The sequence below is a fragment of the Acinetobacter sp. A2 genome (genome assembly GCF_012371325.1).
In the GTDB taxonomy this organism is placed as follows: domain Bacteria; phylum Pseudomonadota; class Gammaproteobacteria; order Pseudomonadales; family Moraxellaceae; genus Acinetobacter.
The window spans coordinates 68,190-93,042 of the sequence record NZ_JAAZQX010000006.1 but is presented as its reverse complement, the minus strand read 5'-3'; the positions used below and the strand labels follow the sequence as shown (position 1 = coordinate 93,042).

Genomic DNA, 24,853 nt, shown 5'->3' with positions numbered 1-24,853 from the left:
AATTTGAGCGTTTAGATGGCAGTTGGATGGTTGGGATGTATCAAGAGTGTAAGCGTGAACTGGCAGATCAGTGGAAAATCGTTTGTGAGCAATATAGTCAAGCTGATTTAGAAGCTACATTTCAGTTCGTTCAAACCCATGCTGATGCTTTTGTACTTGAATTTTATCAACAAATGTTATTGGAAGAACAAGCTTTAGAGTTTCTTTCCGTTGAAATGGTACAAAACCGTTTAAAAAACTCATTACATCAATGGTTAGTATCTAGTTTTGAAGTACCATTCAAACAAAATTATTTAGAAATTGTTGAAAAGCAATTTAAAGTGGGTGATGTGCATGCGCGTGTGCATATTCCATCTTGGATGATTCTTCGTGGTGTGCGCATCATTATCAAAAAGGCCTTAACTTTTTTGGCCAATGAGCCTTATACCAATTTAAACCAAATTAATTATTTGTGCCAAATTCTGTGTTTTGCCACCGAAATTATGTGTCGTTCTTATGAACTTAAAGTAGAAGTTCATAATGATATGAAACATACCTACCGCTTATTTTCTGCAATGCAGGATGTTACCGTGCAAAAAGATCGTCAGCGCGGTACATTATTGGATTGGGAAAATGAGCTCATGTTTCAGGTTGTATCAGACCACAGCAAACTGACACAGCCAATTTTATCTAAAACTGAATTTGGTTTATGGTTTATTCATAAAGCTGCTTATGCATTTTCCAATACTGAGCAGGTCGGTACAATTACCGATCGCATCTATCAAGTTGATGAATTAATTGAACAAATTAAGAATTCTGAAAGCCAATCCCATGCAGTTGAAATGATTCAGTTGATCCGCGCTAAAAACCGTGAAATTTTACATTTGATTGATCAAATTTTTCAGGTTTCAGAATATATCAACTCAGGGAATGATGCTTTAACTCAGTTACTGAATAGACGTTACTTAAGTACTATTGTGGCGCGTGAAATTAACTTTGCGCGTAAAAATAATACACCGCTGACTGTGCTTTCCATAGATGCTGACCATTTTAAATACATTAATGACCGTTATGGACATGCAGCTGGCGATGAAGCCTTACAATTTTTGGCAGATTCTATTTTGCAATATACCAAGGGCAGTGATTATGCATTCCGTATTGGCGGTGAAGAGTTTTTACTTTTACAGGTCGATACCAATGTAGAGCGAGCGTTAAAAGTCGCTGAAAATATTCGTAAACGGGTTGCGGACAGAACGGTCAATACTTCTACTGGGGCGAGCTTTAATTTCACCGTTAGTATTGGGGTACATGAATATGATGGTCACCCAGACTATCAACGGTTCCTAGATGCAGTAGATAAAGCTTTGTATGTCGCCAAAAATAATGGGCGTAATAATGTTTATATGGGCTAAACATATAGCTAGACACTAAAATGCAAAAATCCCGAAATCAATTTCGGGATTTTTTTATGTAGGCTTGATCTATTTAGAGCAAACGTCATTTAAAAACTTTCAGGCACTGCACTTAAAAACTCACGACGTGCTTCTTTGTCGGTTTTAAAATCTCCCACAAAAGACACGGTACGTGTGGTTGATTCCTGTTTGCCTACACCGCGCATCATCATGCACATGTGGGCTGAATCAATGACTACAGCAACTCCGCGAGCTTTGGTCACTTCAGCTACAGCTTCAGCAATTTGCTGAGTCAGGTTTTCCTGAATTTGCAAACGACGAGCAAACATTTCGGTAATGCGGGCAAATTTAGACAAGCCCAATACATTGCCTTCTGGTAAGTAGGCAATATGCACACGACCATAAAATGGCAATAAATGGTGTTCACATAGTGAGTAGAACTCAATATTTTTAACCAATACCATTTCACGATTGTCGGATGGAAACACTGCATTATTGGTGACTTCGGCTAAAGTTTGGCTATAACCCGAAGTTAAATACGAAAAAGCTTTAGCAGCACGCATCGGCGTATCTTTGAGACCTGGACGATTAAGATCTTCACCAACGGCGGTTAGGATGTTTGCGTAGGATTGCTGCATAGACATAAGACGTGTTCACTTACACTGATATTGAACAAGGACGGCATTGTAACAGAAAACTATTGCAATGCCCTGTTTAAAAGATGAATCCGATTACTGTTTAAACTTTGGGTTCTTTTCACTGCGTTTAAGCAACACTAAAACCGCACCTGTACCACCTTGTTTTTCAGGCGCACTGACAAAAGCCAAAACATCTCGATGCTGACGCAGCCAACCATTCACATAGGTTTTTAAAATGGCTTCAGGGCCTTTACCATGTACAATTTTAATCACGTTCTGGTTTTCATCTTTGGCCATTTGAATGATTTGCAACACCGCAACTCGCGCTTCTTCTACAGTACAGCCATGTAAATCTACAGCTTCAAACCAGCGTAAGTTGCCTGCTTTTAAATCTTCAAAGACTTTATGCTGTAGGGTTGCAATCCGATAACTCAATGCAGCCTGACTACCAACAGGATTCAGCATGGCTTGCGTATCGGACAACAAAGTTTCATCTGTTTCCATTGGCCCCATTGCTGCAGCACGTTTGGCCAGTGTTTGTGCATCAGGCTTTTTTCTGGCAGGTGTTTCAAGTTTAGCAATATTGCCCGCATCCATTTTTTGGACACCTTGCATTTGCTGATGAAACAATGCCAAATCATCTTCCTGCTGTTGCTCGGGCGTCTGAACTTTGGGTTCAGACGGTTTGGCAATAGGAGCAGAATGAGGCTGAGTGATTTGCTTTTTAAAAGACTTCAGTAACTTGTACTGTTCTTTAGAAAGCGAGGAATCATGTTTACTCATGGTACTTTGAATGAATTAAAGATTTTCAGGCTGACCAAACAGTGCTTGAAAGGCAAGGTCTGGACGTTCTTGTTTCATAAAGCTTTCGCCTACCAAGAAACTGTGAATATCGTGTTCCTGCATCATGCGTACATCTTCAGGAGTCGTAATACCACTTTCTGTAACTAAAAGGCGAGAAGGGGACAAAAGATTTTTTAAACGCAACGAGTTATTTAAATCGACCTGAAAGGTTTTTAAATCGCGGTTATTGACCCCTAAAATGCAGCGTTCAGACAGTTTTAGTGCACGTTCGAGTTCGCTTTCATCATGCACTTCCACCAATACATCTAAATGATGTTCAAACGCCGTTTCAGACATTTCTTGCAATTGCTGATCAGACAAACAAGACACAATGAGCAAAATACAGTCCGCATGCAAAGCACGCGCTTCAATCACGCCATAAGGGTCAATTAAAAAGTCTTTGCGCAGGGCAGGTAGGCTGCAGTGCGAACGGGCAATTTGAATATTTTCATCTGCACCCTGAAAGAAATCTATATCTGTGAGTACAGATAAGCAGGCAGCACCTGCGGCTTCATATTGTTGTGCAATTTCGGCAGGATTGAAATTTTCACGAATGATGCCTTTAGATGGAGACGCTTTTTTAATTTCGGCAATTACAGCAGGGCGTTTGCTGTGCAAGGCTTGTGCAAAGCCACGTACAGGTGTTGCTGCACGTGCCAATTCTTCTAAGTCTGCATAACTACGTTGCTTCAGACGCTCGGCAAATTCTTCCTGCTTACGTTCTACAATTTTACCTAAAATTGTATTTGTAATATCAACCATGATGATTCTTCCTAACCTGTCTTAAGCTTCATACTGTTTAAGCGTTTTGGTAAATTCAGACAACACGCCCATTTTTTCCAAAGCTTGTCCACCATAAATAATGTCATGTGCCAAAGCCACACCTTGTTGGTAGCTGTTGGTCAAGCCTGATACATAAATACCTGCACCTGCATTGAGAGCAATCATATTGGCCGCTTTTTCGCCTTTGTCAGACTTGTTTTTACCTAAAGCATCTTTAATCAGTGCCAAGCTTTCAGCAGAGTTCTCTACAATCAGCCCCGTTAAGGTTTGAGATTCAATACCAACACTTTCAGGTGTGAGTTCCCATTCGGTAATTTCACCATCTTTGAGTTCTGCAACATAAGTACTCGAAGCAAGGCTAATTTCGTCTAAACCGTCTTTAGAATGCACGACCATGACATGTTCAGCACCGAGCTGCTTCATCACTTCTGCAATTGGACGGCACAATTCATTACTGAATACGCCAATCACGAAACGCTTCACACCTGCAGGGTTAGTCAGTGGGCCAAGCAGGTTGAAAATGCTGCGAATCCCCAATTCTTTACGTGGAGTCACCGCATATTTCATGGCTTTGTGATGATTTGGTGCAAACAAGAAACCCACGCCCATTTCACGAATACAGCGTTCAGTTTGTTGCATATTTAAATCAAGATTAATGCCTGCTTGTTCTAATAGGTCAGATGAACCTGATTTCGTGGAAACACCACGGTTACCGTGTTTGGCAATAGTTGCGCCTGCAGCAGCAATGACAAAGGAAGATGCTGTAGACACATTAAATAGGTTTTGACCATCACCGCCTGTACCAACAATATCCACCAAATACGGAATATCGCTGACATCAATTTTAATGGCAAATTCACGCATCACACGTGCAGCAGCAGTAATTTCATCAATACTTTCGCCTTTTAAGCGTAAGCCCATCATTAACGCACCAATTTGGGCATCAGTTGCTTCGCCCGACATGATGGCACGCATCACATCTTCCATTTGTGGCTGAGTCAGATGAATTTGTTTAGTAATGTGGTTTAAAGCTTGTTGAATATTCATGGTATCTGACTCGTTCATTAGGCGTAAATGTCCAAAAAGTTTTTAAAGATTTGATGTCCGTGTTGGCTCAGGATCGATTCAGGGTGAAATTGCACGCCTTCTACAGGCAAAGTCTTATGTTTCACACCCATGATTTCTTCCATCGAGCCATCTGCTTCGTTAGTCCAGCAAGTGACCTCTAAACAATCAGGCAAAGTCGCCTGATCAATCACTAAAGAGTGGTAACGGGTTGCAGAAAATGGTGAAGGCAGGTTGCTAAAAATACCTGTATTACTGTGATACATATCCGACAAACGACCATGCATGACAGTTTTAGCGCGCACAATGTTCCCACCAAAAGCTTGTCCAATACTTTGGTGGCCTAAGCACACGCCCAGTAATGGAATTTTGCCTGCAAAATGCTGAATGGCAGGAATAGAAATACCTGCTTCAGAGGGAGAACATGGACCTGGACCAATCACCAAATACTTGGGTTGCCATCGCTCAATGTCTTCTAATGTCACGGCATCATTACGAACGACTTTTACTTCCTGATTTAACTCGCCAAAATACTGGACGATGTTATAGGTAAAAGAGTCATAGTTATCAACCATTAAAAGCATGAGCTAACCTATTGAAATTTAAACACTAAATGTGTTGGTGAGTCTAAGATAATATGCTTTATTCCTACGCCTATAAATGAGAAAGGACTTTGTTTTTCTTGTCGAAAAGAAGATGGAATAAGAAAGCGCTTATCATCATAGCAAAAATTAAGCATTTTCTGCGGACTATTTATATGATAATCGCTGTTAAGGATTATCAGCAGAGTGCTGCATTGAATTTTTTTTAAGGTGAATTGAGTGGTATTCAATCTTTTAAGAAAATAAACGAAAGCAATTTTCTAGTAAATCAAAAATTGTTCATCGGGCTGTCATAGACAGGCTACAGACTATATGACTGTACTGATAAGATTGTTGTTGTGTTAAAAAGTTGCATCTTCTATGCGTAAATATTGAAAGGCTAAGCCAACTAAAACTTTAAAAACGTCAAAGAAAATATTGATGCTTGCTATGCTGTTTTTACGTGGATGTCGCTTAGAAATTAGGTAGGTTTATAATTTTTAAAGTATGTTGTTATTTTAGCTGAATAAAATAACAACATTTGCAGCACGCAATTTATTAGATAGAGCAATCATTATATAGATCATAACGATTACTGCCGCGAATTGAGCGAGTTTGACTGGTATTTTTAGTGGCACAGTTGCAGAAGCTTACAAAAAAATGCACTAAAACAGTGCTTTGTTTTGGCGTTTTTTATCAAATCAAATGAACAGTGTTTGAATATGGTGCAATTCGTATTTCTGACAGTATAATAGTGTCAAAGTAAATTATTTAAATGATGTGTTCTCATACGGAATTCATGGTTTTAGCATTGCTTTTAAAAGTTGGTACGCTAATTGCTTAATAACTACCAACTACTAACACGCACTTTCGGGTGCAACAAAAAACATCGGAGCAAAATGAGCATGGCGAACAAGGTCCTTCAACTCATCCAAGAAAGTGGTGCAAAATGGGTCGATTTCCGCTTTACAGATACTAAGGGTAAAGAGCAGCACGTAACTTATCCTGCAGACAGTATCGATGAAGATACTTTTGAAGACGGTAAAATGTTTGATGGTTCTTCAATTGCTGGCTGGAAAGGAATCGAAGCATCAGACATGATCTTACGCCCAGATGCTGCAACTGGTTTCATTGACCCGTTCTTTGCTGAGCCAACAGTGGTTGTGACTTGTGATGTCATCGAACCATCTACAGGTCAAGGCTATGATCGCGATCCACGCTCTATTGCTCGCCGTGCTGAAGAATATTTAAAATCTACAGGTATTGGTGACACGGCTTTCTTTGGTCCTGAACCAGAATTCTTCGTATTTGACGAAGTAAAATGGGACATCGATATGTCTGGCGCGCGCCATACATTAATCGCAGAAGAAGCAGCATGGTCTACAGGTAAAGACTATGAAGCAGGTAACTCAGGTCACCGTCCACGTGTGAAAGGCGGTTACTTCCCAGTACCACCAGTAGACTCTTCTCAAGACATGCGTGCAGATATGTGTGCAAAAATTGAAGAAATCATGGGTCCTGGTCGTGTAGAAGTACATCACCACGAAGTTGCTTCTTGCCAGTTAGAAATTGGTGTGAGCTTCAACACAATGGTGCGTAAAGCAGACGAAGTGCAACAGTTCAAATATGCAGTTTGGAACGTAGCACATCAGTACGCAAAAACAGCAACCTTTATGCCTAAACCAATGGTTGGTGATAACGGTTCAGGCATGCACGTACACATGTCAATTTCTAAAGACGGTAAAAACTTGTTTGCTGGCGATGAATATGCAGGTTTGTCAGAAATGGCGTTGTACTTCATTGGCGGTATTATCAAACATGCTCGCTCTTTGAATGCGTTAACTAACCCTTCTACAAACTCATACAAGCGTTTAGTACCGCACTTTGAAGCGCCTATTATGTTGGCTTACTCAGCACGTAACCGTTCTGCGTCTATCCGTATTCCTTACGTGTCTAGCCCGAAAGGCAAACGTATTGAAGCACGTTTCCCTGACCCAATGATGAACCCATACTTAGGTTTTGCGGCATTGTTGATGGCAGGTCTTGACGGTATTCAAAACAAGATTCACCCAGGTGAAGCAGCAGACAAGAACTTGTATGATCTTCCTCCTGAAGAAGAAGCAAAAATCCCAACTGTGGCACACAACTTAGAAATGGCGCTTGATGCATTAAAAGAAGATCAAGACTATTTATTAAAAGGTGGTGTATTCACTAAAGAGATGCTTGATGCTTATATCGAGTTGAAAACTGAAGATGTACGCCGTTTGAACACGACGACTCACCCAGTTGAATTTGATATGTACTACAGCTTGTAATACAACGCACATCTCGAATTTAAAAACCCGCTTCGGCGGGTTTTTTGATGTGTACTTGATTGATTAGTGCAGTGGTGCTTTCATAGTCTTTATCAAAATATAAGAATTCACCTGATTTTTTAAGATAATTGCATTGAATTGAGCGATAGGTCACAAAACTTTGCCTGATTTTGGGCTACACTAGGCTATCTTGTTAAGGTGGCGGAACATGCGAACACAGCCTATTTTTCCCAAGCAGGCAGATTTGCCTTCTGAATTAAAAACATGGCTCTATGCAGCAGGTTCTCTGACTCAACAACTGACCCAATTAGCAGGCGGACACTTTAAAGTCGAGCCGCTGCAACAATCTTATCAACGCTTAAATTTACAAGATGCTCAGTGGATGCAAATGCCACATTGGCACACTTCATGGGTGCGTGAAAGCTATTTATATGGCTGTGATGCAGAGCCTTGGGTTAAAGCCAAAAGTATTTTCCCAATTCTAAGTGTGCAGGGCAAAGCTCGATTGTTTAAGCATATTGGCAATAAACCGATTGGCTGGTTTTTGTTTCAGCGCACGAATCCTTTATGCCAAAGACGTGTGGTGTTACTGGAAGAGGGCTGGACACGGCAGAGTTGCTATACTTGGCATGGCTGTAAATTTATTGTGCAAGAAACTTTTTTACCGCGCTTTGAGCAATTCATTCAACAACATTAAGATACGAGAGTGGCATGGCATTGGCACAACAGATCACGTGGCGTGAGCGTTTAGAAGCATATTATTATCTGTGTCGTTTTGATAAACCTATTGGCACCGAATTAGTCTTTTGGCCAACTATGTGGGCATTGTGGATTGCCAATCAGGGGATGCCTTCTATAGGAATACTTATTCCAATGATTCTGGGCACAATTTTTATGCGTGCTGCAGGCTGTGCCATTAATGACTTCGCCGACCGTAAAGTAGATGGTCATGTGGAGCGTACCAAAACCCGACCTTTGGCCACAGGCGTGATTAGTGCCAAAGAGGCCATTTATGTATTCTTAGGTTTAGTGGCACTCAGTGCTGCTATGTTGTTGTTTTTACCGATTGAAACGTTTTACTGGTCGTTTGGGGCATTATTCTTAGCGTTTATTTATCCGTTTATGAAGCGCTATACCCATTTACCGCAAGTGTTTTTGGGTGCAGCATTTTCATGGTCTATCCCTATGGCTTATACCGCTGTTGGGGTTACACCTGATTTAACGTGTTGGTTACTGTACTTTGGTAATTTGGCATGGACGGTAGCGTATGACACGCAATATGCCATTACAGACCGAGAATACGATTTAAAAATTGGGGTGAAATCTACCGCAATTTTGTTTGGTCGTTATGACATTCAAATCATTTCATTGTTACAGGCTGTCAGTGTGTTATTAATTGGTACAGCACTGTGGCTGGAAAGTTTACTGATTCCATTCGGCTTAGCTGCATTATTGGTGGTGGTGGCAGACTTTATATATCAATGGAGCAAAACCAAAGATAAAGACCCGCAACGCTGTTTTTGGGCATTTCGTCATAACCGTTGGGTAGGGTTGATTATTTTTGTTGGCATCGTGCTGGCTTTAATGTAAATACTTTCACTTAAATCATCTAAAAAAGCATCTGATGTGATTGTTACTCAGATGCTTTTTTTATTGTGATCTCTAAGGCTGAGTGGTCCTGGAATGATTGAACTCGTATCGTGATGAATAGGTAACCGTGCATACGCATGAAAGATAAAAATTTTGTGCAGGCAACTGATTTTGTTATATTGAGCATCATTTTGATGAGTTTGAAGTAGGAAAACGCCATGTCACGGTCTGAACAGCAATCACCTGAAAAAAAGCCAAGTCTAAAAAAGATGATTCTCTTGGCCAGTCTAGGTTTGCTGATTCCTATTTTCTTAGTCAGCATGGCATTTCTTGCTGTGAATAGTGATGCTAAAAATCAGGAAAAATATAAACAACAACAAGCTGAAATGATTGCCCGCATTGAAGCGCGTGAAGCTGCAGAAAAACAAGCGCAGCAGGCGAGTCAAACTGAAGCGGCTTCAGAAGTTGCGCCTTAACACTACGGGTATTTTAATTTAAATCTTGTTGTAGTTGTCTGATACTCGGAATTTCGGTGTATCGGACAACACGATAGCCCGCTTCATGGAACATTGCATCACGTTCAGCATCTTCCTGTTCTTTACCAATATGCGAGGGGTCATCTAGCTCTACAATTGCGATGACTTGCAGCTCAGCATTTAAAATTACAAAATCAGTCACTTTGCGGTTAAAGAGCGCACGAATTTTATAATGAGTGTTGGTGATTAAGGCGCTAAAAGCTACTTGTGCCAGTACATGATGCTCAGGAAAAGCCTGTTTTAAGCGCATAAACATTCTGCGCTCAAAGGCAGTCATGATCGGTTTGGGATAAAATTTTTTCTTGGGAAAAAATAATTGCTGTACCAGTAAAAATAGCAGTGCGACACTGGCAAGGCATCCAATCACAAAGAAGGTCGATTGACTTGATGTAAACACGTGAAAATCCACAGCCATAAAAAAACCCACTCAAATGGAGTGGGTTTTTAGAATTTGGCTCTCCCACCTGGGCTCGAACCAGGGACCTGCGGATTAACAGTCCGTCGCTCTACCGACTGAGCTATGGGAGAATCTGACAGGCATTCTATGTGTCTAACTGGTTGGGGTCAAGTCAGAATTGAAAAAAAAGCGTTAAAAAGCAGATTAATTGCTTTAAAAATAAGCGCCTAGCCAGTTTTATAGCACTTTAAAGTGACCGAATCGCTTTTATATAATCTTCACGTGATTGTAGCGGATTGGCTTGACGGCAGGCTTGTATCAATTTCAGCATCTCTTGTTGCGTCATGTCGGTTTTGATCTGACTTTGTATTTGTTTTAAAGTGGTTTGCTTATGGGTAGGTAAATCTCGACTGCATTGATATAGGCGTTCGTACATAAGCGCAGCAGCAGTTTTATTGCTTTCAGATTTTTGCGTACATTGGAAAATTGCAAAAATCACCACAATAAGAATGGCCCAAAAAATAAGTGATTTTAACCAAGGTGCTTGCATGGGTTTTCAAATTTTATTGTTGTAGATGATTTAAGTTAGCGAAAAAAAGTATTGCTCACAAGTATCGACTAACGCTCTTTACAGCTTATGTTATTGTAGTGATGCTTGCTGATGAATCTTTGGATTTGGCTTGGCCATTTTTTTTGTTGCGATGATCCTGATTGAAAGCACATAAAAAAAGCCCACGTTATGATGCGTGGGCTTTTAAGAATCTTGGCTCTCCCACCTGGGCTCGAACCAGGGACCTGCGGATTAACAGTCCGTCGCTCTACCGACTGAGCTATGGGAGAATAGATTGGCTCTCCAACCTGGGCTCGAACCAGGGACCTGCGGATTAACAGTCCGTCGCTCTACCGACTGAGCTATTGGAGAATCTGAGGGGCATTTTAGGGATGAAAGTTAAAGTCGTCAACACGTTCAGCATCATAAATGCATTGTTTGCTTTATAAATATGCATTTGATGCCCAAAAATAAAAAAACTGCCCATAAAGAGCAGTTTTTCTATAGAAAAATAAAAATTATTTTTCTACACCAGCGTCTTGACCAGCATATTTAGCATTTGCATAGTCCCAGTTCACTAGGCTTTCTAAGAAAGTTTTGATGTAAGCAGGACGTGCGTTACGGAAGTCGATATAGTAAGCGTGTTCCCAAACGTCAATTGTTAACACTGCAACTTTGCCGTGCGCCATTGGAGTGTCAGCGTTTGAAGTTTTAAGAATAGAAAGTTTACCATTCACTTCGTCTGCAACTAACCAAGCCCAACCTGAACCAAATTGAGTGGTTGCAGCAGCAGCAAATTCTTCAGCAAATTTTTCGTAAGAACCGAAAGCTTCGTCAATTTTAGCAGCCAAAGCACCAGTCGCTTTACCACCACCATTTTTCGCCATACAGTTCCAGTAGAACGTGTGGTTCCAAACTTGTGCAGCGTTGTTGAATACGCCAGCTTTAGCTGCATCACCCGCAGTAGCTTTAATGATTTCGTCTAAAGTTTTACCTTCAAGCTCAGTACCTGCGATTAGGTTGTTTAGATTTACCACATAAGTATTGTGGTGCTTGTCGTGGTGGTATTCTAAAGTTTCTTTGCTGATGTGCGGAGCAAGATCTTCATAACCGTATGGTAAAGCCGGTAAAGTAATCGTTGTCATGTTTTCAATTCCTTGCATTTTGCTGGGTTTTAACATTAAGTGGCTCTATTGTAATAGATTTCAAGCCAAATTGCGCATTGTGTATAAATAACAATACAGAATAAGTCCTGAATGTATACATCTAAAGACCATGTCAAACACAGATGTCATTTATGTGAAACCGTAGAGTGCAACTAGGCATTAAATCGGATTATTTAATTCGAAATAACTATACTCAATATTAAACTGTTCTGAAATAGCTTTTGCGAGACGTTGCACGCCATAACGCTCAGTTGCATGGTGTCCGCAAGCGTAATAATGCACGCCTAATTCTTTAGCTTCGTAAAAGGTTCGCTCACTGACTTCACCCGAGATAAATGCATCACAGCCTTGTTCTGCCGCTTTGCTAATAAAATCTTGTGCTGCACCTGTGCAGAACCCGACTTTTTGAATGTGGTTTTTTTCAGCAGGAAGATGAATCGTATTAAAACCTAAACGTGCTGTTAAATAGTCGCGAAATTCTGTTGCACTCATGGCTTGTTGTAGAAAACCAATATTACCAATAGGATGACGTTCACTTGGGTCTAATGCTTGCAGATTTTCTAATTGTAAAAGTTCTGCAATGGCAGCGTTATTGCCTAGACTTGGATGTGAATCTAGCGGTAAATGATAGCCGACCAAAGAAATGTCATGCTGGATTAAACTTTTAATGCGTTTACCACGCATACCTGTAATCGGGTAGGCTTCACCTTTCCAGAAATAGCCATGATGCACCAAAAGTAAGTCTGCATTTTGGGCAATTGCGGCATCAATTGCATCTTGCGACGCAGTGACTGCGCATAAAATTTTATGCACTTCAGGCTTACCTTCAATTTGTAATCCATTGGGTGCATAATCTTTAAATTCATGCGTACTTAAAGTTTGATCACACCAGTGAATAATGTCTTTTAATTGCGCCATAACTCTCTCAAATTGCAGATTTTTCATTTATATCAAAACATATTTTGTATTGTAACTAAAGCAAGACAAAACTCTTCAGCTTTTTTATGTTTCTAGGTATGTTTCGTTTTACAATAGTGCATTCAATAACTTAATCATCAAAAAATTTATTTAGAGGTACAAAACGTGCGCCGGAGCTTTACCTGGTTACCTTGGGTGTTACTCATTCTGGTCATTATTGGCTTTGTCACTTGGCAACAATTACAAAAACCGAAAGCACCTGTAGCAACTGATGGTGTAAAAATGCCTGCCGAAAAAATAGAGCCTTTGATTGATACGACACGCACAGGTGGGGTAGTGTCGTACAGTGCTGCGGTAAAAGTGGCTGCGCCAGCAGTGGTGAATATTTTTACCACACAAAAAGTCAAACAGTTGGATCATCCATTACTGAATGACCCTGCGTTTCGTGAGTTTTTTGGTAACCAGTTACCCGATCAATTTAAGCAAGGTCCAAATGAAAACAGTTTGGGTTCTGGGGTAATTGTTCGTCCAGACGGTTATATTTTGACAAATAACCATGTGATTGCGCAGGCAGAACAAATTGTGGTGGCATTGCATGATGGTCGTCGTGCTGAGGCAAAAGTTGTTGGTACTGACCCAGATACGGACTTGGCGGTAATTAAAATTGAGTTAGAAAAATTGCCAGTCTTGCCATTTAAACTCAGTGGTAATGAAGTTGGCGATGTAGTTCTTGCGATTGGCAATCCGTTTGGGGTAGGGCAAACGGTGACTCAGGGGATTATTTCTGCCACAGGTCGTTCTGATTTAGGCATTAATACCTATGAAGACTTTATTCAAACCGATGCGGCAATTAACCCAGGTAACTCTGGTGGTGCATTGATTGATGTGGCAGGGAATTTAATTGGGGTAAATACTGCAATTTTCTCGCAATCGGGTGGATCATTGGGGATTGGTTTTGCGATTCCTGCGCAGGTGTGTCAGCAAGTTTTAAACTCTATTTTAAAAGATGGACGTGTGGTTCGTGGGTGGTTAGGTATTAGTTTATTGCCTGTAGAGCAAGACAATATTTTAGAGCCTGCACAAGGTGGTGTAGTGGTTGCAGATGTACTGCGTGGTGGCCCAGCTGCAGAAGCTGGTTTAAAACGTGGTGATAAAATTCTGAAAGTAAATAATGAAGCGATTACATCAACTTCGCATTTAATTAATTATGTGGCAGTACAAGCACCAAACAGCACAGTCACGGTATCGGTAGAGCGTGGTGAAGAGGCACTAGATTTACAGGTCGCTGTAGGTGAACGAAAAGTACAAAATTCAGATAAGCAATTTATTCCATTGCCTGAATAATGTATTGATCATCCGTAAAAAAGCCCTGCCAGTAGCAGGGCTTTTTTGTGTGACAGGAATCTGACCGAAGTTGCTGTAATCGTCTAAATGTATTCACTTTTGTATAAATCGAAGCTATGCCGTATTTAAGTTTATGGGTTATCTGTAAATATCAAGATGTTGTCCTACCTCAATCTAGAGCAGAACCTAGAAGATACTAAAGTCCTGTTTAATGTGTTTATTCAGTATCAAAGATACGTTGCTTTAACTACTATGTTTTTCTTTAATTTATGATGGATATGAATTAAAGAGAGATTTAAATTGCAAAGAAAGTTTTTGAATAGAAGCTATGTCTAATAAAAGATATAAATAAAAAACAGCGGCCTAGGCCGCTGTTTTAAATTATTTTGAAATTATTGCTCTTGTTGAATACCTGCCACTAACCAGTCTTGGTTTGAACCTGCAGGTTTTACAAAGTGCCAGATTTCTGTAAATGGCTGCGGTAGGCTGTTCAGGTCTTCGCTGACCGTACCAGTAAAGCGTACACTCACCACATATTGACCATTTTCAGTTGTAGAATCGACCACCATTGCATTTAAGTTAGAAAACTCTGCTACATCTTGGTCTTGGTTTGCCATAATATCCTGATACATTGACTGATATAAATCAGGTGTTAAATAACGCTGAATTTCTGCAATATTGCTTGCTGTATTCATAGACTGAATATGGTTAAAACGCTGACGTGCAACACGTAAGAAAGCCGCTGGCTCAGAACCATCAGGCAATTGGTTGCCACTGTTGGTATAAGCTGTGCCGAAAGGAGCATTGTTATTTGCTGCTTGGCCAAAAGGTGCTTGCGTTGCAGCTGCAGAACCACCTACAGACTGACCAAAAATATTTGTATTGTCGTTACGCGGAGCAGCATTTGCTGGAGTTTGCGCAAACGGTGCCTGATTGGCACCGCTGTTTGGCGCATACGGGTTAGGCGTTAGTTTTTTTTTTGCGCCCATCTTACGGAAAATGAAGAAGGCGACAGCAGCAGCGAGTAAAATCCAAATCCAGCTTGGAATACCACCTTTTTCCTCTTGTGCTTCGGCTGCACTGGCTTGGTCATCTGCCAAAGCATTCGCAGCAACAGCACCAATCGCTGCACCAGCAACACCTGCTGCAACCATACCACCTACGCCTGGGCCAGATTTTTGCTGAGCAGGAGCAGGTTGTTGTGCTGGCGTTGTTTGGCGAGGTTGTTGGTAAGACTGAGTTGGGGCTGCAGAACGGCTCATACCATGACTTTTACCGCCACCTGCACGTTTTGCCTCTGCTGCCAACGGTGCTACCAATAAGGTCGCTGTAAGCATTGCTGCAATCAAACCACGCTGTCGAACTTCCATCAAATTTTCCTATATTAAAATAAAGTTAAGCTGTGTATTTATGCAGGCATTTGCTACGAATTTCAATATAAAATCGGTATTTTTTCTACAAATGTTGAGAAATACATAGTGAAATGAATACGGCTAAAAAGTCTTTAGAGATTTTCACTTAAACTCATGGCTTCACTTAAAGCTTCATGCAAACGAGCTACCGCAATAATTTGCACACCTGCAATGGCTTTTTGTGGTGCATTGCCACGAGGCACAATAATGTATTTAAAGCCATGCTTAATGGCTTCTTTTAAGCGTTCTTGACCATTAGGCACAGGGCGGATTTCGCCCGACAAACCGACCTCACCAAAAACAGCCAATTGTTGTGGTAGGGCTTTGCCTCGTAAGCTCGAAGCACAGGCCAGCAATACTGCAAGGTCAGAGCCTGTTTCGGTAATTTTTAAACCACCAACCACATTTACATACACGTCTTGCCCTGAGGTTTGCACACCACCATGTCGATGCATGACCGCCAACAACATATTCAGACGGTTTTGCTCCAAACCTAAAGCTACACGTCTAGGTTGACCATGTGCATCATCCACCAAGGCTTGTACTTCAACCAAAAGGGGACGTGTACCTTCGCGGCTAATCATGACAATCGAACCTGGGATTGCTTCATCATAACGACTTAAAAATATCGCTGATGGATTGGCGACTTCACGTAAGCCTTTATCGGTCATGCCAAAAACACCCAGCTCATTCACTGCGCCAAAACGGTTTTTGACGGCCCGTATCATACGGTAACGAGAGTCTGACTGACCTTCAAAATATAGGACACAATCGACCATGTGTTCCAAGACGCGTGGCCCTGCCAAAGCGCCTTCTTTGGTCACGTGACCCACAATAAAGAGTGCTGTGCCACTGTTTTTTGCAAAGCGAGTTAGAAGTGCCGCCGATTCACGAATTTGTGAAACGCCACCTGGTGCAGATTGCAACGTTTCGGTATATAAAGTTTGAATTGAGTCTAAAACAGCCACAGCAGGGCGTTCATGCGCAAGCACTTCGCAAATACGTTCAACACAGGTCTCTGCCATGACTTTGAGCTGATCTGTGGGTAAGTCTAAGCGTTGAGCACGTAATGCCACTTGTGAAAGCGATTCTTCACCCGTGATATATAAGGCGGTGTTGTTGGCCGCAGCCATGTGAGTTGCAGTTTGCAGCAAAATGGTCGATTTACCGATACCTGGGTCACCACCAATGAGCACCACCGAACCTGTAACCAAACCACCACCCAATACACGGTCAAACTCACCAATGCCTGTGGTTAGTCTGGTTTCATGCGAAACAGATACTTTGTTTAATGTAGTAATTGCTGCAGCTTGTCCTGCATAGCCACCGCCCATTTTGGGTTGGGCACGATGCGTGACTGCAGGTGCAATACTCACTTCATTCAGCGAGTTCCACTCGCCACATTCCGAGCATTGTCCTGCCCATTTAGGATGATCTGCGCCACATTGTTCACAGCGATAGACACTTTTTACTTTTGCCATAAGTCCAGTCGTTGTATTTATTTGAAAACTGGCTACAGCATACAGAGTAAAGGCGGGGAAATGAATGTTATCTTGATCTTTCAAGGAAAATCATACAACCACAATGGTGATTGTATGATGGGTAAGGATGAAATTACATTTGTAGCTAAGGCTTAATACAACTCGCCAGATTTGCGTTTGGCAATAAAGTCCTTAGATTCTTTGGCAATCACACCAGACAGTAACAATAAGGCAATCAGGTTCGGAACAGCCATTAAACCGTTAAAGGTATCGGCAAATAACCAAACGAGATCGAGTGTCGCAATGGTACCAATGAACACCGAAGCAATATAAATCAGGCGGTAAATCAACACGTATTTTTCGCCAAATAAATAAGTACAGCATTTTTCGCCATAGTAGCTCCAACCTAAAATAGTGGAGTAGGCAAAGAAGATGATGCCGAAAGTTACCACCCAGCCACCGAAACCAGGTAATAACTGGTCAAAGACTTGTGTGGTAAGTACTGCACCTGTTACACCGCCAAAACTATTGTCGGCCATAATAAAGCCCATGACCAAAACAATACCTGTGATGCTACAAACAATAATGGTGTCAATAAATGTACCTGTCATAGACACTAAGCCTTGACGGGCAGGGTGGTCGGTCTTGGCAGCAGCAGCGGCAATTGGCGCAGAACCCATACCTGCTTCATTCGAGAACACACCACGTGCCACACCGTAACGAATCACGGCACCAATTGCACCACCTGCAACGGCTTCACCAGTAAAGGCATCCCGTAAAATCAGTTCAAATGCAGGAACAACGAGGTGCAGATTGTTTAAAATAATAATCAGGCCGCCTGCGACATACAGAATGGCCATAATTGGAACAATCACCGAAGATGCTTTAGAAATAGAGGTAATTCCACCTAAAATGACGAGCGCTGAAAATACCGTAATCACTATACCTGTCATCCAGGTTTCTACGCCCATACTATTTTGTACAGCCAAAGCTACCGTGTTGGACTGCACCGAACTGCCAATACCAAATGAGGCAACAGTACCAAAGAAGGCAAAGATAATCGCCAACCATTTCCATTTTAGTCCGCGTTCAATGTAGTACATTGGGCCGCCTGACATTTGCCCTTTTTCATTTTTAATTCGATATTTAACTGCCAGTACACCTTCGCCGTATTTGGTTGCCATCCCAAATAGCGCAGTCATCCACATCCAGAAAACGGCACCTGGGCCACCGAGTACACAGGCAGTTGCGACACCCGCAATATTCCCCGTACCAATGGTGGCAGAGAGTGCGGTCATCAGTGAGGCGAAATGTGAAATATCGCCAGGTTCTTTTTCAGCTTTATCATGTTTGCAAAAGACTTGTTTAAAAGCCAGAGGCAGCATGCGGAATTGCCAGAACAATAAACGGAAGGTAAGGAAAACACCCGTTCCCACAATGAGAATGAGCATATATGGACCCCAGACCCAGCCGCTTAAGGTTTCCATGATCGATTGTAAATTTTGCATAAATTTCTTCTTATAAACGCAGTGTTATAAATGCTTAAAATTGGCTGTAATTGAACAGTTGTAAAAATTAAGCAAGTGATATGCCAGTCTTTAAAACTTCCTGTTAAAAGAACGTGGTTTAAAGCACGCCCTATTTTTTGCATAGTTTTTGGATTTTGACAATTGATGCCTTGAAATATAATTCACTTTATCTGTGTCATAAGTCGCAATAATACTGACTGTACAGGGTGAATAAATGCCTGTAGAAAAAATATTGTGATTGCTGGTATTTTTACAAAGCTCAAGATAATCTCTGTGTTTTAGCACTTTGGTCACAGCGGTGATCACGTTATACTTCATCGAAAATATTTTATAGGTGGTCAGATGCGTACAGTCATTTGCTGCGTGAGTGTTGTATTCACAACAGTACTTTTGGTCGGTTGTGGTCAATCTGGGGCATTACAGCTTCCCAATGATCCAAACTATGACAAACGAGCAAAATATTTGTTATATCCAGATCATGCACCACAAAGTGTTAAACCATCTGAAACAGCTTCTGAGCAGGCAGCACCTGTACAACAGCAGTTTGCTTCACCTGCAACATCTACATCGACTACACCTTAACGCTTTCTAGAAAAGGATACATTCATGAGTTTTACCCGTATTCAAGGGGTTTTGCATGCCGAGCAATGTTCGCTACAACAACTCGCACAGCAATTTGGCACGCCACTTTATGTTTATTCAAAGGCAACTTTTGAAAAACATTATTTAGATATGGATCGTGCTTTTCACTTTATCGACCATCAAATTTGTTTTGCGGTAAAGTCGAACTCGAATATTGCGGTATTGAATGTATTGGCTAAATTGGGCGCAGGCTTTGATATTGTGACAGGCGGTGAGTTGGCGCGTGTGCTCAAAGCAGGTGGTGATGCATCGAAAATTGTATTTTCAGGTTTAGGCAAAACTGAAGCAGATATTCAAAAAGCACTAGAAGTGGGCATTGCCTGCTTTAACGTAGAATCACATGCTGAATTAGACCGTATTCAAAAAGTTGCGGCTCAAATGAATGTGAAAGCGCCCATTTCATTACGCGTTAATCCAGATGTAGATGCCAAAACTCATCCTTATATTTCTACAGGTTTAAAAGAAAATAAATTCGGGATTCCATCCGATTCTGTGTATAGCACCTATGAATATGCTGCATCTTTGCCAAACTTGGATATTGTTGGCATTGACTGTCACATCGGTTCGCAATTGACCGAAACACAACCTTTTGTGGATGCTTTGGATCGTGTCATTGTGATGATTGATACCTTAAAAGAAATGGGTATTCAACTGAAACACATTGATATTGGCGGTGGTTTGGGTGTGACCTATAAAGATGAAACACCACCAAGTGTTGAAGAATATGCCAATGCTTTGCGCCCAGCTTTAGAAAAGTTAGGTCTTAAAGTATATATGGAGCCAGGACGTAGTATTTCTGCCAATGCGGGAGTATTGCTGACTAAGGTTGATTTATTGAAACCGACCACACATCGTAATTTTGCGATTATTGATGCGGCAATGAATGACTTGATCCGCCCTGCATTGTATGAAGCGTGGATGGATATTCAGTCAGTGACGCCACGTACCGATGTTGAAAGCAAAGCATGGGATGTGGTGGGTGCAATCTGTGAAACAGGCGATTTCTTGGGTAAAGACCGTGAATTGGCGATTGCTGAAAATGATATTTTAGCCGTGATGGGTGCGGGTGCATACGGTTTTGTGATGAGCTCTAACTACAACACTCGTGGTCGTGCGGCCGAAGTGATGGTCGATGCAGATCAGGCACACTTAATTCGTGAACGTGAAAGCATTGAATCTTTGTGGGAAAGAGAGCGTTTATTGCCATAAGGGGAATTCGAGATGTTATTAGAATTTACCAAAATGCATGGTTTGGGCAATGATTTCATGGTGGTTGATCTCATCAGTCAGCGGGCGTATTTGGATGCACTGACGATTCAGCGCCTTGCAGATCGCCACTTTGGCATTGGTTTTGATCAATTGCTGATTGTGGAACCACCTGATTTGCCGAATGTGGATTTTAAATATCGCATTTTCAATGCCGATGGCTCTGAAGTGGAGCAGTGTGGCAATGGTGTGCGTTGTTTTGCCCGTTTTGTGCATGAACGTCAGTTAACTACTAAGACCAAAATCAAGGTGCAGACCAAAGCGGGTATTGTAGAACCTGAACTTGGTCAAAATGGTTGGGTGCGGGTGAATATGGGCTACCCTAAATTCTTACCGCAAGAAATTCCTTTTATTGCCGATGAACCAGATAATTTATATGACATCGCTTTAAAAGAGGGTGCTGCTTTGACCATTGATGTGGTGAATATGGGCAACCCACATGCTGTGACCATTGTGCCTGATGTTCTGACTGCAGATGTTGCAGGGATTGGCCCACAAGTGGAATCACACGAGCGTTTCCCGCAGCGTGTCAATGCAGGTTTTATGCAAATTATTGACGAAAAACATGCCCGTTTACGTGTTTTTGAGCGTGGCGTAGGGGAAACTTTGGCTTGTGGTACAGGCGCCTGTGCGGCAGCAGTGTCAGGTATGCGTCGTGGCTTATTGGCTAATTCAGTTGAAATTGAACTGGCTGGTGGTAAGTTGCAAATTGAATGGCGTGAGGGAGATGTGGTGTGGATGACAGGCCCAACCGCAAACGTCTACCATGGCCGTTTAGATTTAAGTTATTTTCAAGGTTGATGACGTACTCGAATAAGCATACGTCATAAATCTGCTGAAAAGCACTATTTTATAATAGTGCTTTTTTTGTATCTTGCAGTACTGTTCGGGTATGCTGTATTAAAAGTTATTCTAAAAATTTACAACGCTATATGCCGCAATTGATCTTTTTACCAGGCGCTTCAGGCAATACCGCATTTTTTCATCCTCTAATTGAAAAACTGCCTCAGTCAAATGCAAACATTGTGGCTTATCCAGAATTTGGACATCAGCCTGCACATCCATTTGTACATGATTTTGATAGTCTACAGACTTATGTGCTAGATCAGATTCCAGCTGATAGCGTTTTAATTGCACAGTCGATGGGCGGTATTTTTGCTGTCGCTGCAGCGTTGCAATATCCAGAAAAAATTAAAGGATTGGTATTGGCTGCGACATCAGGTGGCATAGATTTGAGTAGTTTTCAGCTTGAAGATTGGCGACAGGCTTATCAAAATCAATATTTGAATTATCCAGACTGGTTTGTGGGAGCAAAGGCCAATTACACGGCTGAACTGTGTAAGATTCAAATTCCAGTCTTATTGTTGTGGGGTGATCAAGACCTTATTAGTCCAATCGCGGTAGGTGAGTTTTTGCAGCAACAACTCCCACAAGCTGAGCTAAAAATTGTTCAAGGCGGTGATCATTTGTTTATAGAAGAACACGCAGATCAGGCGGCCAAATATATCTCTGCTTATTTATCTCAGTTGGATTTAGGCGCTCAATTGGAGCCTAAGTAATGTACGATCCGCAGCAATTACTCAGTATGTGGCTCAAAGAGCGAGAAATACAGCAGCAGTCACCGCATACTTTAAAAGCCTATGCACGTGATTTAACCGATTTTTTTACATTTTGCGAGCAGCAAGGGCTCAGCTTGCAGGATGTCGAGGCATCTGATTTAAGACATTATTTGGCGCAAAAAGTAGAACAGCAGCAGCTGAATGGCAGTAGCTTGCAACGTATGTTGTCAGCCATTCGCCAGTTTATGAAATGGGCTGAACAAGGGCAGTATCTACAATTTAACCCTGTCGATGATTTTCAATTAAAGCGTCAGCCACGCCCTTTGCCGGGTCTAGTTGATATTGAAACCATCAATCAAATATTAGATCAGCCTGAACCTGAAACTGAAGTACAACAACAGATGTGGCGACGGGATAAAGCAATTTTAGAATTGCTCTATTCAAGTGGCTTACGTTTGGCAGAAGTACAGAGTTTACGTATTCGGGATTTAGATTTTAATCGGCAATTGCTGCGCGTTACAGGTAAAGGCAATAAAACACGAATTGTGCCATTTGGCAGTAAGGCCAAAGATGCAGTGATGCAATGGCTACAGATTTACCCATTTTGGCAGGGCGATTTTGTACCAGATGCAGCGTTATTCATTACTCAAAAAGGTGAACCCTTAAAAGCACGACAAATTGAAAATCGGGTAAAATTTCAGGCACAGCGTGCAGGTGTAAATGTAGATTTACATCCACACTTATTGCGGCATTGTTTTGCCAGTCATATGCTGTCTAATAGTGGTGATATACGCGCCGTTCAAGAAATGCTAGGGCATAGTAATTTAAGTACCACACAAATTTATACCCATGTCGATTTTGACCATTTGGCACAAGTGTATGATCAGGCGCATCCACGTGCCCATAAAAAGTAAATTTTGCGACAATTTAGGTAAATAGGCACTATTTTTGCTTGTGATAGGTAGGGCTTTACAATTTGCAAATGCGTTTATTTAGGATGTAAGTCGCAATGCAAGAGCGCTTTCACTAAGATGTCATTGCAACTATTGTAGAATAATAAAAACTTGCGTTATGCAGTATAAAGAAGCAGAAAGAGTGGGTCACACGAATAATAGACATGGATGACATTATTTTTGTTCCACTGCATAACACTTTGGATATCAAATGATAGGCAAAACCATGATTTCAAATCTTCAAGTAAAATATGACCAGCTCAGTCCGAGTCAAAAAGAAATTTTTGCTGGCTATGGATTACGTCAGGTAAAACACTTTGTAGAGATTAGCTTGCCTATGATTGAGCAAGAATTGCCAGCGCATTGCCAAGTTCAGGGCATTAATGCAGAAGGTAAAATGCAAGCGATCAACCCACAGACTCAACAAAGCTATTTATGGATTTCAGATCAACAGTGGCAAGAACGTCCAAACAGTGCCAGTAAAATTGACCTGAAAGAAGACTTTTTGGCGGTTTGGGAAGTTTTTAATTTACAGGCCTATGAGCTGATTGATTTAAGCCATATTCACCGTGATTTCCTAGAAACTCAGCAAGTTTAAGCTGAGTTTTTTTATGCCTTAAATCATGAAGGTAATGGGGTTGTAGTGCATTGATACTCATTAAAATACAAAAGATTGCTTCTTTCTTATCCAATAAAAGCTTCAATGTTGTGAAGTGAACTAACAGTCACATTTAAAAAGGGTGTTTTTATCAGGAAAAAATAAGCAAATAAGGGCAGTTTCTATCTTTAATGACAGTTTAGTTAACGGTTTTTATGTAAGGAATTTTGCATATTTTGTAGACATCTTTGTATTTAAACTATTTTTCAATCAATCTTGTTGATGTTATAAATCAATAAAAAACATAATATAAATCAAAGCTTAAAATTGTTTATATAATCAGCGCTTTGATTGTGGATTTTTGCAAATAAAAAAGTATGAACGCATCGTTCAGTTTATTTTCGGCATTTTTCGCTTTGTTTAGACAATTCTGACTTGACCGAAATGCCGATCACATAGCAAGATAGGACACCTAAAAAATTTAAAGCGAAGAGTTATTATTAACTTTTCTCAATATTTACTTTTGCTAAAACAGCCGAGGATTACATGAAGGCTCTTGTTGCTGTAAAACGTGTGGTAGATGCCAACGTTAAAGTTCGCGTTAAGCCGGATAATAGTGGGGTTGACCTAACTAACGTTAAAATGTCAATTAACCCATTCTGTGAAATCGCAGTGGAAGAAGCGGTTCGTTTAAAAGAAAAAGGAACTGTTTCAGAAATCGTCGTGGTATCCATTGGTCCTAAAGAAGCGCAAGAACAAATCCGTTCTGCAATGGCGCTTGGTGCAGACCGTGGTATTTTGGTTGAAACAGCTGATGAGATTGGTGCACTTGAAGTGGCTAAAATCTTAAAAGGTGTTGTTGAGCAAGAACAACCACAACTTATTCTATTGGGTAAGCAAGCCATTGATGACGACTCTAACCAAGTTGGTCAAATGCTAGGTGCTTTACTGGGTGCAGGTCAGGGTACTTTTGCTTCAGAAGTAAAAGTAGATGGCGATAAAGTTCAAGTAACGCGTGAAATTGATGGTGGTTTGCAAACTGTTGAGCTTGCACTTCCAGCAATTGTTACAACTGACTTACGTTTGAATGAGCCACGTTATGCGGCACTTCCAAACATCATGAAAGCACGTAAAAAACCGCTAGACACCAAATCTCCTGCAGATTATGGCGTAGCAACAGGTACTAAGCTTAAAACTGTAAAAGTTGAAGCACCTGCTGAGCGTAAAGCGGGCGTACAAGTGAAATCTGTAGACGAACTTGTAGAAAAATTGAAAAACGAAGCGAAAGTGATCTAA

General features: G+C 41.2%; 25 protein-coding genes and 3 tRNA genes. 13 read left to right on the top strand and 15 right to left on the bottom strand.

Annotation, left to right across the window (positions count from 1 at the left end; all coding sequences use genetic code 11):
* The first annotated feature begins 35 nt into the window (after window positions 1-35).
* Window positions 36-1,391 (top strand): diguanylate cyclase, encoded by a 1,356-nt coding sequence (locus HHA43_RS04095; RefSeq protein ID WP_168526332.1) that lies wholly within the window; start codon window positions 36-38, stop codon window positions 1,389-1,391.
* An 89-nt stretch (window positions 1,392-1,480) separates the two neighbouring features.
* Here HHA43_RS04095 and folE read toward each other — a convergent pair whose 3' ends face one another.
* The 5 genes from folE to HHA43_RS04070 form a co-directional block, all read right to left on the bottom strand.
* Window positions 1,481-2,029 carry a GTP cyclohydrolase I FolE gene (gene folE, locus HHA43_RS04090; protein ID WP_171062567.1) on the bottom strand — a complete coding sequence of 183 codons (549 nt, stop codon included), beginning with the start codon at window positions 2,027-2,029 and terminating at the stop codon, window positions 1,481-1,483.
* A 93-nt stretch (window positions 2,030-2,122) separates the two neighbouring features.
* On the bottom strand, window positions 2,123-2,812 hold the full coding sequence (locus tag HHA43_RS04085) for a Smr/MutS family protein (RefSeq protein ID WP_168526317.1): 690 nt from the start codon (window positions 2,810-2,812) through the stop codon (window positions 2,123-2,125).
* 15 nt (window positions 2,813-2,827) lie between these two features.
* Window positions 2,828-3,634 carry an indole-3-glycerol phosphate synthase TrpC gene (trpC, locus tag HHA43_RS04080; RefSeq protein WP_168526319.1) on the bottom strand — a complete coding sequence of 269 codons (807 nt, stop codon included), beginning with the start codon at window positions 3,632-3,634 and terminating at the stop codon, window positions 2,828-2,830.
* Between the two features lie 21 nt (window positions 3,635-3,655).
* Window positions 3,656-4,702, bottom strand: coding sequence for an anthranilate phosphoribosyltransferase (gene trpD, locus HHA43_RS04075; RefSeq protein ID WP_168417737.1), 1,047 nt, complete (start codon window positions 4,700-4,702; stop codon window positions 3,656-3,658).
* A gap of 17 nt (window positions 4,703-4,719) precedes the next feature.
* Window positions 4,720-5,304, bottom strand: a complete 585-nt coding sequence (locus HHA43_RS04070; RefSeq protein ID WP_168541764.1) for an anthranilate synthase component II — start codon at window positions 5,302-5,304, stop codon at window positions 4,720-4,722.
* A gap of 896 nt (window positions 5,305-6,200) precedes the next feature.
* Here HHA43_RS04070 and glnA point away from each other — a divergent pair.
* The 4 genes from glnA to HHA43_RS04050 all read left to right on the top strand — a co-directional run bounded on the left by glnA (window position 6,201) and on the right by HHA43_RS04050 (window position 9,682).
* Complete coding sequence (gene glnA, locus HHA43_RS04065; protein ID WP_171501112.1) at window positions 6,201-7,616, top strand: type I glutamate--ammonia ligase; 1,416 nt, start codon at window positions 6,201-6,203, stop codon at window positions 7,614-7,616.
* A gap of 208 nt (window positions 7,617-7,824) precedes the next feature.
* The gene (locus HHA43_RS04060; RefSeq protein WP_154320927.1) at window positions 7,825-8,313 is read left to right on the top strand and encodes a chorismate--pyruvate lyase family protein; all 489 of its coding nucleotides are present in this window, start codon (window positions 7,825-7,827) and stop codon (window positions 8,311-8,313) included.
* A gap of 14 nt (window positions 8,314-8,327) precedes the next feature.
* Window positions 8,328-9,206 (top strand): 4-hydroxybenzoate octaprenyltransferase, encoded by an 879-nt coding sequence (gene ubiA, locus HHA43_RS04055; RefSeq protein WP_168417739.1) that lies wholly within the window; start codon window positions 8,328-8,330, stop codon window positions 9,204-9,206.
* Window positions 9,207-9,424: 218 nt separating this feature from the next.
* The gene (locus HHA43_RS04050; RefSeq protein ID WP_168417740.1) at window positions 9,425-9,682 is read left to right on the top strand and encodes a hypothetical protein; all 258 of its coding nucleotides are present in this window, start codon (window positions 9,425-9,427) and stop codon (window positions 9,680-9,682) included.
* A gap of 13 nt (window positions 9,683-9,695) precedes the next feature.
* Here the strand turns inward: HHA43_RS04050 and HHA43_RS04045 are convergent, their stop codons facing one another.
* The 7 genes from HHA43_RS04045 to HHA43_RS04015 form a co-directional block, all read right to left on the bottom strand.
* Window positions 9,696-10,139: a DUF2726 domain-containing protein gene (locus HHA43_RS04045; RefSeq protein ID WP_168417741.1), complete on the bottom strand. Its 444-nt coding sequence runs from the start codon at window positions 10,137-10,139 to the stop codon at window positions 9,696-9,698.
* Window positions 10,140-10,194: 55 nt separating this feature from the next.
* A tRNA-Asn gene (locus HHA43_RS04040) sits at window positions 10,195-10,270 on the bottom strand.
* A gap of 116 nt (window positions 10,271-10,386) precedes the next feature.
* The gene (locus HHA43_RS04035) at window positions 10,387-10,689 is read right to left on the bottom strand and encodes a hypothetical protein (RefSeq protein ID WP_168417742.1); all 303 of its coding nucleotides are present in this window, start codon (window positions 10,687-10,689) and stop codon (window positions 10,387-10,389) included.
* Between the two features lie 214 nt (window positions 10,690-10,903).
* Window positions 10,904-10,979, bottom strand: a tRNA-Asn gene (locus HHA43_RS04030).
* A 6-nt stretch (window positions 10,980-10,985) separates the two neighbouring features.
* Window positions 10,986-11,061, bottom strand: a tRNA-Asn gene (locus HHA43_RS04025).
* Between the two features lie 146 nt (window positions 11,062-11,207).
* Window positions 11,208-11,834 (bottom strand): superoxide dismutase, encoded by a 627-nt coding sequence (locus HHA43_RS04020; RefSeq protein ID WP_154320925.1) that lies wholly within the window; start codon window positions 11,832-11,834, stop codon window positions 11,208-11,210.
* A 180-nt stretch (window positions 11,835-12,014) separates the two neighbouring features.
* Window positions 12,015-12,773: a Nif3-like dinuclear metal center hexameric protein gene (locus tag HHA43_RS04015; protein WP_168541762.1), complete on the bottom strand. Its 759-nt coding sequence runs from the start codon at window positions 12,771-12,773 to the stop codon at window positions 12,015-12,017.
* A 165-nt stretch (window positions 12,774-12,938) separates the two neighbouring features.
* Here HHA43_RS04015 and HHA43_RS04010 point away from each other — a divergent pair, with 165 nt between their 5' ends.
* Entirely contained in the window at window positions 12,939-14,117 is a 1,179-nt protein-coding gene (locus HHA43_RS04010; RefSeq protein WP_168541757.1) for a S1C family serine protease, read from the top strand.
* A 392-nt stretch (window positions 14,118-14,509) separates the two neighbouring features.
* On the opposite strand, the gene HHA43_RS04005 is transcribed toward HHA43_RS04010, so the two are convergent.
* The 3 genes from HHA43_RS04005 to HHA43_RS03995 all read right to left on the bottom strand — a co-directional run bounded on the left by HHA43_RS04005 (window position 14,510) and on the right by HHA43_RS03995 (window position 18,518).
* Window positions 14,510-15,487, bottom strand: coding sequence for a Tim44 domain-containing protein (locus HHA43_RS04005; RefSeq protein ID WP_168526325.1), 978 nt, complete (start codon window positions 15,485-15,487; stop codon window positions 14,510-14,512).
* A gap of 134 nt (window positions 15,488-15,621) precedes the next feature.
* The gene (gene radA / locus HHA43_RS04000) at window positions 15,622-17,010 is read right to left on the bottom strand and encodes a DNA repair protein RadA (protein ID WP_070154081.1); all 1,389 of its coding nucleotides are present in this window, start codon (window positions 17,008-17,010) and stop codon (window positions 15,622-15,624) included.
* Between the two features lie 152 nt (window positions 17,011-17,162).
* Window positions 17,163-18,518, bottom strand: a complete 1,356-nt coding sequence (locus tag HHA43_RS03995; protein WP_168541755.1) for an alanine/glycine:cation symporter family protein — start codon at window positions 18,516-18,518, stop codon at window positions 17,163-17,165.
* A 363-nt stretch (window positions 18,519-18,881) separates the two neighbouring features.
* On the opposite strand from HHA43_RS03995, the gene lptM reads away from it, so the two are divergent.
* The 7 genes from lptM (at window position 18,882) to HHA43_RS03960 (ending at window position 24,853) form a co-directional block, all read left to right on the top strand.
* On the top strand, window positions 18,882-19,121 hold the full coding sequence (gene lptM, locus HHA43_RS03990) for an LPS translocon maturation chaperone LptM (protein ID WP_168417744.1): 240 nt from the start codon (window positions 18,882-18,884) through the stop codon (window positions 19,119-19,121).
* A gap of 24 nt (window positions 19,122-19,145) precedes the next feature.
* Window positions 19,146-20,390 (top strand): diaminopimelate decarboxylase, encoded by a 1,245-nt coding sequence (gene lysA, locus HHA43_RS03985; RefSeq protein WP_168460185.1) that lies wholly within the window; start codon window positions 19,146-19,148, stop codon window positions 20,388-20,390.
* A gap of 12 nt (window positions 20,391-20,402) precedes the next feature.
* On the top strand, window positions 20,403-21,248 hold the full coding sequence (gene dapF, locus HHA43_RS03980; RefSeq protein ID WP_168417746.1) for a diaminopimelate epimerase: 846 nt from the start codon (window positions 20,403-20,405) through the stop codon (window positions 21,246-21,248).
* Between the two features lie 131 nt (window positions 21,249-21,379).
* Window positions 21,380-22,006, top strand: coding sequence for an alpha/beta fold hydrolase (locus HHA43_RS03975; RefSeq protein ID WP_154320917.1), 627 nt, complete (start codon window positions 21,380-21,382; stop codon window positions 22,004-22,006).
* Entirely contained in the window at window positions 22,006-22,920 is a 915-nt protein-coding gene (gene xerC, locus HHA43_RS03970; protein ID WP_168526329.1) for a tyrosine recombinase XerC, read from the top strand. Before HHA43_RS03975 ends, xerC begins: the two co-directional genes overlap by 1 nt.
* Window positions 22,921-23,185: 265 nt before the next feature.
* The gene (locus HHA43_RS03965) at window positions 23,186-23,557 is read left to right on the top strand and encodes a hypothetical protein (RefSeq protein ID WP_168541753.1); all 372 of its coding nucleotides are present in this window, start codon (window positions 23,186-23,188) and stop codon (window positions 23,555-23,557) included.
* A 546-nt stretch (window positions 23,558-24,103) separates the two neighbouring features.
* Window positions 24,104-24,853, top strand: coding sequence for an electron transfer flavoprotein subunit beta/FixA family protein (locus HHA43_RS03960; protein WP_168417750.1), 750 nt, complete (start codon window positions 24,104-24,106; stop codon window positions 24,851-24,853).

Excerpts from the sequence above, each read along its gene's own strand:
- HHA43_RS04095 (WP_168526332.1), top strand. The coding sequence starts at position 36 with ATGTATCAAGAGTGTAAGCGTGAACTGGCAGATCAGTGGAAAATCGTT.
- folE (WP_171062567.1), bottom strand. The coding sequence starts at position 2,029 with ATGCAGCAATCCTACGCAAACATCCTAACCGCCGTTGGTGAAGATCTT.
- HHA43_RS04085 (WP_168526317.1), bottom strand. The coding sequence starts at position 2,812 with ATGAGTAAACATGATTCCTCGCTTTCTAAAGAACAGTACAAGTTACTG.
- trpC (WP_168526319.1), bottom strand. The coding sequence starts at position 3,634 with ATGGTTGATATTACAAATACAATTTTAGGTAAAATTGTAGAACGTAAG.
- trpD (WP_168417737.1), bottom strand. The coding sequence starts at position 4,702 with ATGAATATTCAACAAGCTTTAAACCACATTACTAAACAAATTCATCTG.
- HHA43_RS04070 (WP_168541764.1), bottom strand. The coding sequence starts at position 5,304 with ATGCTTTTAATGGTTGATAACTATGACTCTTTTACCTATAACATCGTC.
- glnA (WP_171501112.1), top strand. The coding sequence starts at position 6,201 with ATGAGCATGGCGAACAAGGTCCTTCAACTCATCCAAGAAAGTGGTGCA.
- HHA43_RS04060 (WP_154320927.1), top strand. The coding sequence starts at position 7,825 with ATGCGAACACAGCCTATTTTTCCCAAGCAGGCAGATTTGCCTTCTGAA.
- ubiA (WP_168417739.1), top strand. The coding sequence starts at position 8,328 with ATGGCATTGGCACAACAGATCACGTGGCGTGAGCGTTTAGAAGCATAT.
- HHA43_RS04050 (WP_168417740.1), top strand. The coding sequence starts at position 9,425 with ATGTCACGGTCTGAACAGCAATCACCTGAAAAAAAGCCAAGTCTAAAA.
- HHA43_RS04035 (WP_168417742.1), bottom strand. The coding sequence starts at position 10,689 with ATGCAAGCACCTTGGTTAAAATCACTTATTTTTTGGGCCATTCTTATT.
- HHA43_RS04020 (WP_154320925.1), bottom strand. The coding sequence starts at position 11,834 with ATGACAACGATTACTTTACCGGCTTTACCATACGGTTATGAAGATCTT.
- HHA43_RS04015 (WP_168541762.1), bottom strand. The coding sequence starts at position 12,773 with ATGGCGCAATTAAAAGACATTATTCACTGGTGTGATCAAACTTTAAGT.
- HHA43_RS04005 (WP_168526325.1), bottom strand. The coding sequence starts at position 15,487 with ATGGAAGTTCGACAGCGTGGTTTGATTGCAGCAATGCTTACAGCGACC.
- radA (WP_070154081.1), bottom strand. The coding sequence starts at position 17,010 with ATGGCAAAAGTAAAAAGTGTCTATCGCTGTGAACAATGTGGCGCAGAT.
- HHA43_RS03995 (WP_168541755.1), bottom strand. The coding sequence starts at position 18,518 with ATGCAAAATTTACAATCGATCATGGAAACCTTAAGCGGCTGGGTCTGG.
- lptM (WP_168417744.1), top strand. The coding sequence starts at position 18,882 with ATGCGTACAGTCATTTGCTGCGTGAGTGTTGTATTCACAACAGTACTT.
- lysA (WP_168460185.1), top strand. The coding sequence starts at position 19,146 with ATGAGTTTTACCCGTATTCAAGGGGTTTTGCATGCCGAGCAATGTTCG.
- dapF (WP_168417746.1), top strand. The coding sequence starts at position 20,403 with ATGTTATTAGAATTTACCAAAATGCATGGTTTGGGCAATGATTTCATG.
- HHA43_RS03975 (WP_154320917.1), top strand. The coding sequence starts at position 21,380 with ATGCCGCAATTGATCTTTTTACCAGGCGCTTCAGGCAATACCGCATTT.
- xerC (WP_168526329.1), top strand. The coding sequence starts at position 22,006 with ATGTACGATCCGCAGCAATTACTCAGTATGTGGCTCAAAGAGCGAGAA.
- HHA43_RS03965 (WP_168541753.1), top strand. The coding sequence starts at position 23,186 with ATGATTTCAAATCTTCAAGTAAAATATGACCAGCTCAGTCCGAGTCAA.
- HHA43_RS03960 (WP_168417750.1), top strand. The coding sequence starts at position 24,104 with ATGAAGGCTCTTGTTGCTGTAAAACGTGTGGTAGATGCCAACGTTAAA.